The following is a 13,353-nucleotide window of genomic DNA, read 5'->3' as shown; positions in this document are numbered from 1 at the left end:
CCTGGACTTCCTGGCGGGGCGACAGCAGCAGGACGGAGGCTGGCCCGTCACATGGCGCCAGTGGGCCCCGGGCATCGCGCTGGAGGCTCGCCCCATGGTGACGATCGAGGCGCTGCGCACCCTCAGGGCCCACGGCCGGGCGATCGGCTGACCACGCGCCGATCGCAGGTCCCGCGCTCAGCCCCCCATGGCCCGCACGCCCGCCGTCACCAGCACGGCGGCCGCGACGACGAGCAGGAACGGCGCCCGCAGCACCAGTGCCACGGCGGCGGCGGCCAGCCCGGCCGCCCGGGCGTCCAGGACGAGCGCGTGTCCGTCGGCGAACGTCTGCTGCGCGGTGAGGGCGGCGAGCAGGGCGACGGGCAGCAGCGCCGCCAGCCGCTTCACCAGCGGCCGCTCCAGGGCGCCGGCGGGCACGAGCAGCCCGGCGAGCTTGACGGCGTAGCAGCCCAGGGCGGTCACCGCGACGGCGATCCAGATGTTCAACGGTCTTCCTCTCGTGCGTCACCGCGCATGTCACCGTGGGCGTCCTCGCGTACGTCGTCCGCGTCGCTCTGGGCGCGGTCGGCGCGGCGGCGGCCCTCCAGGTACAGCACGGCCGGGGCTGCCAGCGCGGCCGCCAGCACCGGCACGCCGGCCGGCAGCACGGGCAACAGGCCGAGCCCGAGGAGCACGGCGAGGGCGGCGACGGCCCGCTCGGTGGTGGTCTTCAGCATGGGCGCCAGCAGCGCGAGGAACACGGCGGGCCCGGCCGCGTCCAGACCCCACGCGTCGGTGTCCCCCAGCGCCTTGGCGCCCAGCGCGCCGAGGAATGTGGTGAGGTTCCACAGCACGTAGAGGCTCAGCCCGGTCACCGTGAAGCCGATGCGGGCGCTGCGGCGCGTGGGCTGGGCGAGCGTCACAGCGGTGGTCTCGTCGATGACCCACTGGGCGGCGAGCGGCCGTATCCCGCGCGGGAGGGCCAGCACCTGCGACAGGCGCAGCCCGTAGAAGGCGTTGCGCACGCCCAGGAAGAAGGCGCCCGCGGCCGCGGTGAACGGATTGCCCCCGGCCGCCAGCGCGCCGACGAGCGCGAACTGGGAGGCGCCGGTGAACACCAGGAGGCTGAGCACACAGGTCTGCGGCAGGGTCAGGCCGCCGCCCGCCGAGGTCACCCCGAAGGCGAACCCCGACAGTCCCACGGCGATGCCTACGCCGAGGGCGTCCCGGACGACGGCGGAGTCCGGCTTCCCGCCGTGGGCCGCCGCTCCGCCGGGTTCGTGGGCCGCTCCGCCGGCCCGTCCTGCTCCGCCGGTGTCTCCTCCGCCGGCGCGTATGTCTGCTCGCGCTGTCTGTTCTGCCACACCCCCGACGGTAGGAGGAGCCGCGGCCGGGCGTCTTGTACGTTCTTGCGCTCGCGCTGGTAGGCGCCCGGCGGCACGCCCACGATGCGGGAGAAGTGCCGGCTCAGGTGCGACTGGTCGGTGAAGCCCACGGCGGCGGCGGCCTCGGCGGGCACGGTGCCGGCGTCCAGCAGCCGCCTGGCCCGCCGCACCCGGGCATCGGTCAGCCAGGCGTGCGGCGGCATTCCGTAGGTGTCCCGGAAGGCCCTCAGCAGCGCGAACGGGCTCGCCCCGAGGTCGGCGGCGAGCCGCTCCAGGGACGGCGGCCCGTCCATGGTCTCCTCCAGGACGGCACGCGCGCGTGCCGCGATCCGGCTGCCCGCCGTGCGCACCTCGCGCTGCGGCAGCGGCCCGCCGTTCAGCCGCAGCAGCCGGGTCACCGCGACCCGCAGCAGGGTGTCGGCGGCCAGCGCGTTGCCCTCGTCTGCGGCCCGCAGCACCTGGTGCACGAGACGTGCGGCGTAGGGATCGTCCAGCACCGGGCTGACGAATCCGGGCGTCCCGTGCAGGCCCGTGGTCTCCGCGGCGATCTCGGCCACCAGTTCCGGCGCCGGGTACACCGCCCCGTACCGCCATCCCTCGGGCACGCCGGCCCGCCCGGTGTGGGGGGTGTCGGGGTTGACCAGGGCGAGCGCGCCCGGCCCCGCGTACTGGTCGGATCCGCTGTGGTGGAAGACCTCGAGGCCCTCGGCGATGGCGGCGATCACGAAGTGCTCGTGGGTGTGGCGCACGAACTCCTTGCGGACGTACCGGGCGCGCAGCAGGTCGACACCGGGCAGTTCCTCGTACCGCCAGTGCCGTGCACGCTCCACGCCGGTTCCCGCCATGGCTCAATTCTGCCGCCCGGAGCCGCGGCGCAACGACGCACCGGATGACCGACCGAATGAAAAGCGCAGGTCACAGCGCATTGTCAGTGCCCGGGTGCAGGATGGACGCATGGTCAGCGACGCACATGGGGCCCTCGGCGGCTTCTCCCCCGCGACCCGCGGCTGGTTCGCGGGGGCCTTCTCCGCGCCCACCGCCGCCCAGGCGGGCGCGTGGCGGGCCATCGGCGAGGGCTCGGACGTGCTGGTGGTGGCGCCCACCGGCTCGGGCAAGACGCTGGCCGCCTTCCTCGCCGCGCTCGACCAGCTCGCCTCGGCCCCGCCCCCGGCCGATCCCAGGAAGCGCTGCCGGGTCCTGTACGTCTCGCCGCTCAAGGCGCTCGCCGTGGACGTGGAGCGCAATCTGCGCAGCCCGCTCACCGGCATCCGTCAGGAGTCGGTCCGCCTCGGCCTGCCCGAGCCGGAGGTGAGGGTGGGCATCCGCTCCGGCGACACCCCGGCCGCCGAGCGCCGTGCCCTGTCCACACGCCCGCCGGACATCCTGATCACCACCCCCGAATCGCTGTTCCTGATGCTGACGTCGGCCACGCGCGACGCGCTGACCGGCGTGGAGACGGTGATCCTGGACGAGGTGCACGCGGTGGCGGGCACCAAGCGCGGCGCGCATCTGGCGCTGTCCCTGGAGCGCCTGGACGAGCTGCTGCCCAGGCCCGCCCGCCGCATCGGGCTGTCGGCGACCGTCCGTCCGGTCGACGAGATCGCCCGCTATCTCTCGCCGCGCCGCAAGGTGGAGATCGTCCAGCCGGAGTCGGGCAAGGAGTTCGACCTGTCGGTGGTCGTGCCGGTGGAGGACCTGGGTGAGCTCGGCGGCTCCCCGGTGGCCGACGGCAACGACGGCGCGGAGCGCCCCTCGATCTGGCCGCACGTCGAGGAGCGGATCACCGACCTGGTGCAGGCCCACCGCTCCACGATCGTGTTCGCCAACTCCCGCCGCCTGGCCGAGCGCCTGTGCAACCGGCTCAACGAGATCGCCTACGAGCGGGCGACCGGCGAGTCCCTGGACGAGCACCACTCGCCGGCCGAGCTGATGGGCGGCTCGGGCGCGGCGCACGGCGCGCCCCCGGTGATCGCCCGCGCCCACCACGGCTCGGTGTCCAAGGAGCAGCGCGCCCTGGTCGAGGAGGACCTCAAGGCGGGCCGGCTGCCCGCGGTGGTCGCCACCTCCAGCCTGGAGCTGGGCATCGACATGGGCGCCGTGGACCTGGTCGTGCAGGTGGAGTCCCCGCCGTCCGTGGCCTCCGGACTGCAGCGGGTCGGCCGTGCGGGACACCAGGTCGGCGCGGTCTCCACCGGCGTGGTCTTCCCCAAGTACCGCGGCGACCTCGTCCAGGCGGCGGTGGTCACCGAGCGGATGCGCTCGGGCGCCATCGAGTCCCTGAGGGTGCCCGCCAATCCGCTGGACGTCCTCGCACAGCAGCTCGTGGCCATGACGGCCATGGACACCTGGCAGGTCGACGACCTGCTCGCGGCGGTGCGGCGGGCAGCGCCGTTCGCGTCCCTGCCCGAGTCGGCGTTCACGGCCGTGCTCGACATGCTCGCCGGCCGCTATCCCTCCGACGCGTTCGCGGAGCTGCGCCCGCGCGTGGTGTGGGACCGCGTGACGGGCACGGTCACCGGCCGCCCGGGTGCGCAACGCCTCGCCGTCACCTCCGGGGGCACGATCCCCGACCGCGGCCTGTTCGGCGTCTTCCTCGCCGGCTCCGACCCCAAGAAGGGCGGCGGCCGGGTCGGCGAGCTGGACGAGGAGATGGTCTACGAGTCCCGGGTCGGCGACGTGTTCACACTGGGCACCAGCTCCTGGCGCATCGAGGACATCACGCGCGACCGCGTGCTGGTCTCGCCCGCGCCGGGCGTGCCGGGCCGGCTGCCGTTCTGGAAGGGCGACCAGCTGGGCCGCCCGCTGGAACTGGGCCGCGCGGTGGGCGCGTTCCTGCGCGAGGTCGGCTCCCTGCCGCAGGACGACGCGCGGCTCAGGCTCCTGGCGGCTGGCCTCGACGCGTGGGCCGCGGACAACGTCCTGTCGTACCTCGCGGAGCAGCGCGAGGCCTGCGGTCACATCCCCGACGACCGGACGATCGTCGTGGAGCGCTTCCGCGACGAGCTGGGCGACTGGCGGGTGGTGGTGCACTCCCCCTTCGGCGCCCAGGTGCACGCCCCGTGGGCGCTGGCGCTCGGCGCCCGCCTGTCCGAGCGGTACGGCATGGACGCGCAGGTGATGCACGCCGACGACGGCATCGTGCTGCGCCTGCCCGACGCCGACCTGATGAGCCTGGACCTGCTCGACCAGGAACCCGCGCGGGCCGGCTCGGAGTACGACGCCGAGCAGGCGCCCGTGGGCGCGGCGGACGTCGCCTTCGACAAGGGCGAGGTCGACCAGGTGGTCACCGACCAGGTCGGCGGCTCGGCCCTGTTCGCCTCCCGCTTCCGCGAGTGCGCCGCCCGCGCGCTGCTGCTGCCCCGCCGCAATCCGGGCAAGCGCACCCCGCTGTGGCAACAGCGCCAGCGTGCGGCACAACTGCTCCAGGTGGCGAGCGAGTTCGGCTCGTTCCCGATCGTCCTGGAGGCGATCCGCGAGTGCTTGCAGGACGTCTTCGACGTGCCCGGCCTGGTCGAGCTGATGGGCGACATCGAGTCCCGCAAGGTGCGCCTGGTCGAGGTCACCACCCCCGAGCCGTCGCCCTTCGCGCGCTCGCTCCTCTTCGGGTACGTAGCGCAGTTCCTGTACGAGGGCGACTCCCCCCTCGCCGAGCGGCGGGCCGCCGCCCTGTCCCTGGACTCGCGGCTGCTGGCCGAGCTGCTGGGCCAGGCGGAGCTGCGCGAGCTGCTGGACGCCGAGGTGCTGCTCGAGCTGGAGCGGGAGTTGCAGTGGCTGACCGAGGACCGCCGCGTCAAGGACGTAGAAGGCGTCGCCGACGTGCTGCGGCTGCTCGGCCCGCTCACCGGCGCGGAGCTGGCCGAGCGGGGCGCCGAGCCCGGCTGGGCGGAGGAACTGGCCCGGGCGCGCCGGGCCATCCGGGTGCGCATCGCCGGCGCCGACCACTGGGCCGCGATCGAGGACGCGGGCCGGCTGCGCGACGCCCTGGGCACCGCCCTGCCGGTAGGCGTCCCGGAGGCCTTCACCGAGCCGGTGAAGGACCCGCTGGGCGACCTCCTCGCCCGCTACGCCCGCACACACGGCCCGTTCACGTCGGCCACGGCAGCGGCCCGGTTCGGCCTGGGCGTGGCGGTCACCGACGGCGCGCTGCAACGGCTCGCCGCGAGCGGGCGGGTCGTGCAGGGCGAGTTCCACCCGGCGGGCATCGGCCAGGAGTGGTGCGACGCGGCGGTGCTGCGCCGGCTGCGCCGCCGCTCGCTGGCCGCGCTGCGGCACGAGCTGGAGCCGGTGCCGCCGCCCGCGCTCGCCCAGTTCCTGCCCCAGTGGCAGCACATCGGCAAGGGACACGGTCTGCGCGGCATCGACGGACTGGTGCGCGCCGTCGAGCAGTTGCAGGGCGCGGCGGTGCCCGCGTCGGCCCTGGAGAAGCTGGTCCTGCCGTCCCGCGTGGCCGACTACACCGCGTCGATGCTGGACGAACTCACCTCGGCCGGTGAGGTGGTGTGGGCGGGCGCGGGCGCCCTGCCCGGCAAGGACGGCTGGGTCTCCCTGTATCTGGCGGACGCGGCGCCGGTGCTGCTGCCGCCCCCGCACCCGCTCGAGCCGACGGCCCTCCATCAGTCGGTCCTCGACGCGCTGTCCGGCGGTTACGGCCTGTTCTTCCGCCAGATCGCCGACCAGGTACGGGCGACCACGCACCCGGAGGCCACCGACCCCCAACTCGCCGACGCCGTCTGGGACCTGGCCTGGTCCGGCCGGCTCACCAACGACACGCTGGCCCCGATGCGTTCCCTGCTGGGCTCGGGCCGCACGGCGGGCTCCACGGCCCACCGGGCCAAGAGGGCGGTCCCGCGCGGGCGTTACGGTTCGCTGACGGCCGCCGCGCGCACCGCCTCCCGCAACGGGCCGCCGACGGTCGCCGGACGCTGGTCCCTGCTGCCCGGCCGCGAGGCGGACCCCACCGTGCGCGCCCACGCGCTCGCCCGCACGCTGCTCGACCGGCACGGCGTCGTCACCAGGGGCGCGGTGGCGGCGGAGGGGGTGGAGGGCGGCTTCTCGGCGGTGTACCGGATCCTGTCCGCCTTCGAGGAGAGCGGCCAGGCCCGGCGAGGTTATGTGGTGGAGGGCCTGGGGGCCGCCCAGTTCGCCATGGACGGGGCGGTCGACCGTCTGCGAGCGGTGGCGAACGCCCGCGAGCGGGGCGAAGGGCTGCCGCCCGGTGCGGGCTCCGGCGCGGGCTTCGGAGGCGTGGACCCGGCCGGCCCGGGCGGCGCCGGCCGCCCGGGCGGTTTCGGGGCACCCGACGGTGCTCCGCCTCCGGCGGACGGGTTCGCTTTCCCCGACCTGGGCGGGGACTTCGACTGGCTCGACGCCGGCGGTCCCGCCCCGGGTGACTACGTCTCCCCGCGCGACTTCGCCGCGCCCGGCCAGGGCGGTCCACGCGGGGGCAGGCAGGCTCCGCCGTACGGGTCGGGCGCCGGCCCGGCCTTCGGCGACCGCCGTGGACGTACCCCTGCCGCCGACGCACGGGCGGTGGTGCTCGCCGCCGCCGACCCCGCCAACGCCTACGGCGCGGCGCTGCCGTGGCCCGAGCCCCCGACCGGCGCCGGGCACAAGCCGGGGCGGAAGGCGGGCTCCCTGGTGGTGCTCGTGGACGGTGAGCTGACGCTCTACATGGAGCGCGGCGGCAAGACCCTGCTGGCCTGGCCCGCCGGTCCCGAGGGCGCGGCCGCCGACGACCCGCGGCTGAGATCCGCCGCCGAGGCGCTCGCCGGGGCTGCCCGGGCGGGCTCCCTCGGCACGGTCACGGTGGAGCGCGTCAACGGCGTCCAGGCTCTGACCTCCCCCATAGGCACTCTCCTGGAAGGAGCGGGCTTCATCGCGACCCCACGCGGCCTACGCCTCCGCGCCTGAAGCCCCGGCCGGCTCGGGCCGAAACCCGGCAGGGCCGGGTCGGCACGGGCAGGCCGGGCGCGGCGGGCAGAGCCGGGCCCGCGGTCCGCGCCGACCCCGCGGCCGCAAAGCCGAGTCCACCGGGCCGGCCGAGCCCACCCGCCCGGCAGGGCCCGGTCCACATGGCAGGCCGACCCCGCCGAGCATGGCCAGGTCCGCCGGGCAACGTTCCGGAGTCCGCCACCGCCGGGCCCGGGGGTCCACGCCGGCCCCGCGGCCATCGTCCGCACGGCTGCCCGCGCCGGCCCCGCCGCGTTCCTCGGTGGGGGCGTGTCACCCTTGAGTCATGCCCGAAGGCGACACGGTCTGGCAGGCCGCGAGGCGGTTGCACGGCGCCCTCGCGGGCAAGGTGCTGACCCGGAGCGACTTCCGGGTGCCGAAGTACGCCACGGTCGACCTCAGTGGCCGTACCGTCCTGAACACCGTCTCCCGCGGCAAGCACCTGCTCACCCGTGTCGAGGGCGGCCTGACGCTCCACACCCACCTGCGGATGGAGGGCGCCTGGAAGGTCTACGGCACCGGCGAACGCTGGAAGGGCGGCCCCGCCCACCAGATCCGTGTCGTGCTCGCCAACGCGGACCGTTCCGCCGTCGGCTACCGCCTCCCGGTGCTCGAACTGCTCCGCACGCCGGACGAGGACCGGGTCGTGAGCCACCTCGGCCCCGATCTCCTGGGCCCCGACTGGGACCCCGAGGCCGCCCTGGCCAACCTCCTGGCCGACCCCGCCCGCGAGCTCGGCGAGGCCCTGCTCGACCAGCGCAACCTCGCCGGAATCGGCAACGTGTACAAGAGCGAGCTGTGCTTCCTGCTCGGTGTGACCCCGTGGCTGCCCGTGGGCGCGCTCCCCTCCGACCGCGCCGCCAGGCTGCCCGGGCTCGCCAAGCGGCTTCTGGAGGCCAACCGGGACCGCCCGGTCCGCCGGACCACCGGCCTGCGCGGCCACGACCTCTTCGTCTACGGCCGCGCGCCCCGCCCCTGTCTGCGCTGCGGCACCTCCGTCCGCGTGGCCGACCAGGGTGACGGCTCCCAGGAGCGCCCGACGTACTGGTGCCCCACCTGCCAGGCCGGCCCCGCGCCCGCGCCGGGCTCCCCGCAGAGATGGCGGGAGCGCTATTACCGTACGTCTAATTGACGATCCGTCAGAAAGCCTCGTACGGTCCCTGTATGCCCGTCAAGGCGTACGACCTCACCGGACGCACCGCTTTCGTCACCGGCGCCGCAGGGGGCATCGGCCGGGCCACCGCCGTCCTGCTCGCCGAGGCAGGGGCCACCGTGCACTGCGCCGACCTCGACGCGCGGGGGCTGCACGAGACGGCCGCCCTCGCCGAGACATTCGGCGGCACCGCGCTCGCCCATCCCCTGGACGTGACCGACCGGGCGCGGCTCAGGCTCGCCGTCGAGTCGTGCGGGCAACTGGACGTGATGGCGGCGATCGCCGGGATCATGCACAGCAGCCCGGTCATGGAGACCAGCGACGAGGATCTCGACCGGGTGCTGAACGTCAACTTCAAGGGCGTACTGCACGCTTGCCGGGAGGCGGCCCGGCTGATGCTCGCCCACGGCACCAGGGGCAGCATCGTCACCATGGCCTCGGGCGCCGTGGACACGGGCGCGGCCGGGCTGCTCTGCTACGGCGCGGCCAAGGCGGCCGTGGTGCAGCTGACGAGGACGCTGGCGACCGAGATGGGTCCGCACGGCATCCGCGTCAACGCCGTCGCGCCGGGCTGGATCCGCACACCGATGACCGACCGGCACGACGCCGGGGAACAGACACACACCGAGGCGTTGATGGCGCGGATGGCACCACTGGGCCGGGTCGGCGAGGCCGACGACGTCGCCCACGCCGTGCTGTACCTCGCCTCCGACGCGTCGTCCTTCACGACGGGTCAGATCCTCCGTCCGAACGGCGGTGTCGCGATGCCCTGGTAGCCCCGAACGGCCAGCCGCCGGAGTCCGGGGAGAGGGCCTCGCCTGCCCCACCGGAGCCCCCGTAGGGCCAGCCCCCGGACTCGTCCAGGCGGACCGGGTCCGACGGGACGGACGGCTCCACCGGCCCCACCGGCCTGCCGGACGGATCCACCGGCTCGGGCGTACGGCCCGGCTCCACCGGCTCGGACGGCAGGACCGATCCAGACCGCTCCACCGGCTCGGACACGACCGGCTCGGACGGCACGACCGGCTCCGGCCGCTCGGACGATGGTGGCGGCGACTCCACCGGGGACCGCTTCCCGGACCGGTCCTCCCTCGCGACAGCCTCGGGCACGCAGTGCACGGGCAGCAGGCTCAGCCCCCAGCCACCGGCCGCGACGGCCCCCTCCAGCAGTCCGGCGTCGTCCGACAGCACCAGGCGCAGCACCGCCCACCACCACACCGCGCCCAGCCCCAGGGCCAGCCCCCAGCGCATCGCAGGCCCCGCCGTCGTACCCACGCGCCCACCTCCAGCCCGAAAAGCTAGCCCGAAGCCCGGAACGCCGTCCTCGCCCACGGGAGGGCGCACCGGAGCACGCACAGGCGCACCCGGCCTCCACCATCACCGCCCCGCCCGGGGGCGGCAAACGCGGGGCAGCTCAAAGGCCCCGGCCGCGCTCCTCCGGTTTCCCGGAAGAAGCCCCGGCCGGGGCCTTTCGACGTATGCGTCAGCTCACGCGCACGCGTGACAGATCACGCGGCGACCACGTCCACAGCTTCGGCGGGCGCCTTGATGGTCACCCGTTCCGGTGGCACACCGGTCACCGACACGGAACCCAGCATCGGGCGAACCGGCGTGGGGACGGAATCGGTGGCCGCAGCAGACTGGGCCAGCTCGGCGAGGGCGAGCTCGTCGCTCACTTCCCGCATGAGCTCGGACATCCGTACGTCCAGCGCGTCGCAGATCGCGGAGAGCAGCTCGGAGGAAGCCTCCTTCTGCCCCCGCTCCACCTCGGAGAGATAGCCGAGCGAGACTCGGGCGGACGAGGAGACTTCGCGCAGAGTACGGCCCTGGCGTTGGCGCTGCCGACGCAGCACGTCACCCAGCAGGCGACGGAGCAGAATCATCGGTGGCTCCCTCCTCGGACCGCGTAGCCGCATCCTTCACGCCCCACCGTACCGCCTCGCGCCGCGGCCGTGCGGGGAGCGATGTCGTGTTCACTCTGGGCTGCAAACATCAAAACCCCCCGTTCCGTTCCGTATCCTGTGCCCGCTCATTCCCGGTCTGTTCGCCCGCAATCCGCTCCAGAAGCAGTGCGAGTACGCTCCGTACACTCTCCATACGAATTTCCGCCCGGCCGCCGTTCAACCGCAGCGCCACCGTTTTCCGGCCGGGGGCGGCGCCGGGCTCCGTCGTGGGACGCCCGTCCACGGCCACGAAGACCGTGCCGACGGGCTGTCCGTCCTGGGGGTCGGGGCCGGCGACCCCGGTGGTCGCGATGCCCCAGTCGGCGCCCAGGGCCTTGCGTACCCCGGCCGCCATCTCGGCCGCGACCTGCGGATCCACCGCTCCCCGCTCGGCCAGCAGGGTGGCGTCCACTCCCAGCAGCTGGTGCTTGAGCTCGGTGGCGTAGGCGGTGACCGAGCCCCGGAAGACCTTGGAGGCCCCGGGTACCGAGGTGATCTCCGCGGCGACCAGTCCGCCGGTCAGCGACTCGGCCACGGCGACCGTCTCGCCCCTCACCGTGAGTAGCGCCACGACCTCGGCGGCCGAGGAGCTCGGCGAACTCGGTGAACTCACCCCTGCGACTCCTCCAACGCCGCGCGGCGCTCGGCGATTCCCCGCCTGCGCAGCACGATGGCCTGTCTCACATAGTCGAGCCCGGTCACCACGGTCAGGACGACGGCCACGGCCATCACCCAGAACCGCAGGGTGGCGAGCCAGCCCGTCAGCGCCAGGACGTACATCCCGACGGCCACGCCCTGGGTGAGGGTCTTGAGCTTGCCGCCGCGGCTCGCGGGGATCACGCCGTAGCGGATGACCAGGAAACGCAGGAGGGTGATCCCCAGTTCCCGGCCGAGGATCACGGCGGTCACCCACCAGGGCAGGTCGCCGAGGCCGGAGAGACAGATCAGCGCCGCGCCCATGATCGCCTTGTCGGCGATGGGGTCGGCGATCTTCCCGAAGTCGGTGACGAGGTTGTAGGTACGCGCGAGGTGACCGTCGAACAGGTCGGTGATCATGGCGATGGCGAAGGCCGCCCAGGCGAGCGAGCGCCACGCCGGGTCGTATCCGCCGTCGGCCAGCATCAGCGCGACGAAGCCGGGCACCAGCAGCAGCCGGAGCATGGTCAGCAAATTGGCCACGTTCCACACGCTGGCCTGGTTGACGGCCGCCGCCGCGATCTTCCCGCCGCGAGCCGTCCCCGCAGAACCCGAACCACCAGAACCGCCGGTACCGGCTGATACCCCGCCGGCCCCGGAACCGCCCGAGGCACGCGCGGCACCGGAAGCCGCCGCCACACCGGAACCCTCGCCACCGCCGGAAACCCCGGGACCGCCCGGTACACCGGAAACCTCGCCGGCTCCGGAAGCCCCCGGCCCGCCGGAAACCCCGCCGGTGCCGGAAGTGCCCGGATCGCCCTCGGCGCCCGGCGCCCCGCCCGTGCCGCCGCCGCCCGGGACCGGCCCCGCGGCCGCCCCCTGCGCGCCGGAGGAGCCGCCCGCGGATGCCGGGACTCCGGTCATCTGGCTGCCTCCTCAAGCCCTGCGAGCGAGTCCGGGAGCGGCTCGGCCACCAGGTCGACGCCCTCCGTACCGACCACCTTCGCCTCGACGATACGGCCGGGGGCCAGGCCCTCGCCGCTCGTCAGCAGCACCTGGCCGTCCGTCTCCGGCGCCTGGTGGGCGGCCCGGCCCAGGGCGCCCTCCTCGGCGTCCACGGACTCCACCAGCACGCGCACGGTCTCGCCGACGCGCTCCTCGGCCCGCTGGGAGACGAGTTCCTCGGCGAGCCGGGAGACCCGGGCGAGCCGCTCGGCGACGACGTCCTCGTCCAGCTTGCCGTCGTACGTCGCCGCTTCGGTGCCCTCCTCGTCGGAGTAGCCGAAGACGCCGATGGCGTCCAGCCGGGCGGCGTTCAGGAACCGCTCCAGCTCGGCCAGGTCGGCCTCGGACTCACCGGGGAAGCCGACGATGAAGTTGGAGCGCACGCCGGCCTCGGGCGCCTTGGAGCGGATGGTGTCCAGCAGCTCCAGGAAGCGGTCGGTGTCGCCGAAGCGGCGCATGGCGCGCAGCACGCCGGGCGCGGAGTGCTGGAAGGAGAGGTCGAAGTAGGGCGCGACCTTCGGGGTGGAGGTGAGGACGTCGATGAGTCCGGGTCGCATCTCGGCCGGCTGGAGGTAGCTGACGCGGACCCGCTCGAGGCCGTCGACCTCGGCGAGCTCGGGCAGCAGGGACTCCAGCAGGCGGATGTCGCCCAGATCCTTGCCGTAGGAGGTGTTGTTCTCGGAGACCAGCATGATCTCCTTGACGCCCTGCCCGGCCAGCCAGCGCGTCTCGTTCAGCACGTCGCTCGGACGACGGGAGATGAAGGAGCCGCGGAAGGAGGGGATGGCGCAGAAGGAGCAGCGCCGGTCGCAGCCGGAGGCGAGCTTGACCGAGGCGACCGGGGAGCCGTCCAGGCGGCGGCGCAGGGGCGCGCGCGGCCCGGAGGCGGGGGCGACGCCCTCGGGGAGGTCGGTGGGGCCGTGCCCGGGGATGGCGACCTCGGCGCCGGCGTCCTGGCGCTGGGCCGGGCTGATCGGGAGCAGCTTGCGGCGGTCGCGCGGGGTGTGCGCGGCGTGGATGCCGCCGCTCAGGATGGTCTGCAGGCGGTCGGAGATGTCGGCGTAGTCGTCGAAGCCGAGCACGCCGTCGGCCTCCGGGAGGGCCTCGGCGAGCTCCTTTCCGTATCGCTCGGCCATGCAGCCGACCGCGACCACGGCCTGGGTTCTGCCGTGGTCCTTGAGGTCGTTGGCCTCGAGGAGGGCGTCGACGGAGTCCTTCTTGGCGGCTTCGACGAAGCCACAGGTGTTGACCACGGCGACGTCCGCGTCCGCGGCGTCCTCCACGAGCTGCCAGCCGTCCGCCT

11 protein-coding genes are annotated in these 13,353 nt (G+C 74.5%); 3 read left to right on the top strand and 8 right to left on the bottom strand.

Annotated elements, in window-relative coordinates:
• Nucleotides 1–177: 177 nt before the first annotated feature.
• From IE249_RS12925 to IE249_RS12915, 3 genes are read right to left on the bottom strand one after another with little or no spacing between them, the layout of a single operon-like run.
• Nucleotides 178–486: an AzlD domain-containing protein gene (locus IE249_RS12925; protein ID WP_189704957.1), complete on the bottom strand. Its 309-nt coding sequence runs from the start codon at nucleotides 484–486 to the stop codon at nucleotides 178–180.
• Nucleotides 483–1,181, bottom strand: a complete 699-nt coding sequence (locus tag IE249_RS12920; RefSeq protein ID WP_373304382.1) for an AzlC family ABC transporter permease — start codon at nucleotides 1,179–1,181, stop codon at nucleotides 483–485. The genes IE249_RS12925 and IE249_RS12920 overlap by 4 nt, the downstream gene beginning before the upstream one ends.
• Before the next feature lie 8 nt (nucleotides 1,182–1,189).
• Entirely contained in the window at nucleotides 1,190–2,209 is a 1,020-nt protein-coding gene (locus tag IE249_RS12915; protein WP_373304381.1) for an AraC family transcriptional regulator, read from the bottom strand.
• A 109-nt stretch (nucleotides 2,210–2,318) separates the two neighbouring features.
• On the opposite strand from IE249_RS12915, the gene IE249_RS12910 reads away from it, so the two are divergent.
• The 3 genes from IE249_RS12910 (at nucleotide 2,319) to IE249_RS12900 (ending at nucleotide 9,242) form a co-directional block, all read left to right on the top strand.
• Entirely contained in the window at nucleotides 2,319–7,274 is a 4,956-nt protein-coding gene (locus IE249_RS12910; protein WP_189704955.1) for an ATP-dependent helicase, read from the top strand.
• Nucleotides 7,275–7,599: 325 nt separating this feature from the next.
• Nucleotides 7,600–8,445, top strand: a complete 846-nt coding sequence (locus tag IE249_RS12905; RefSeq protein ID WP_189704954.1) for an Fpg/Nei family DNA glycosylase — start codon at nucleotides 7,600–7,602, stop codon at nucleotides 8,443–8,445.
• Nucleotides 8,446–8,477: 32 nt separating this feature from the next.
• Entirely contained in the window at nucleotides 8,478–9,242 is a 765-nt protein-coding gene (locus tag IE249_RS12900) for an SDR family NAD(P)-dependent oxidoreductase (protein ID WP_189704953.1), read from the top strand.
• Here IE249_RS12900 and IE249_RS12895 read toward each other — a convergent pair.
• The 5 genes from IE249_RS12895 to rimO all read right to left on the bottom strand — a co-directional run.
• Nucleotides 9,190–9,741: a hypothetical protein gene (locus IE249_RS12895; RefSeq protein ID WP_189705230.1), complete on the bottom strand. Its 552-nt coding sequence runs from the start codon at nucleotides 9,739–9,741 to the stop codon at nucleotides 9,190–9,192. The genes IE249_RS12900 and IE249_RS12895 overlap by 53 nt on opposite strands.
• Before the next feature lie 233 nt (nucleotides 9,742–9,974).
• The gene (locus tag IE249_RS12890) at nucleotides 9,975–10,349 is read right to left on the bottom strand and encodes a helix-turn-helix domain-containing protein (RefSeq protein WP_189704952.1); all 375 of its coding nucleotides are present in this window, start codon (nucleotides 10,347–10,349) and stop codon (nucleotides 9,975–9,977) included.
• Nucleotides 10,350–10,458: 109 nt separating this feature from the next.
• Nucleotides 10,459–11,022, bottom strand: a complete 564-nt coding sequence (locus IE249_RS12885; protein WP_189704951.1) for a CinA family protein — start codon at nucleotides 11,020–11,022, stop codon at nucleotides 10,459–10,461.
• On the bottom strand, nucleotides 11,019–11,969 hold the full coding sequence (gene pgsA / locus IE249_RS12880) for a CDP-diacylglycerol--glycerol-3-phosphate 3-phosphatidyltransferase (RefSeq protein WP_189704950.1): 951 nt from the start codon (nucleotides 11,967–11,969) through the stop codon (nucleotides 11,019–11,021). The genes IE249_RS12885 and pgsA overlap by 4 nt, the downstream gene beginning before the upstream one ends.
• On the bottom strand, nucleotides 11,966–13,353 hold a 1,388-nt coding region (gene rimO, locus IE249_RS12875), incomplete at its 5' end, for a 30S ribosomal protein S12 methylthiotransferase RimO (RefSeq protein ID WP_189704949.1). The genes rimO and pgsA, both read right to left, overlap by 4 nt.

The sequence above is a fragment of the Streptomyces anandii JCM 4720 genome (genome assembly GCF_014650655.1).
Classification (GTDB): Bacteria; Actinomycetota; Actinomycetes; order Streptomycetales; family Streptomycetaceae; genus Streptomyces; species Streptomyces anandii.
This window is presented reverse-complemented; position numbering and strand designations above follow the sequence as displayed.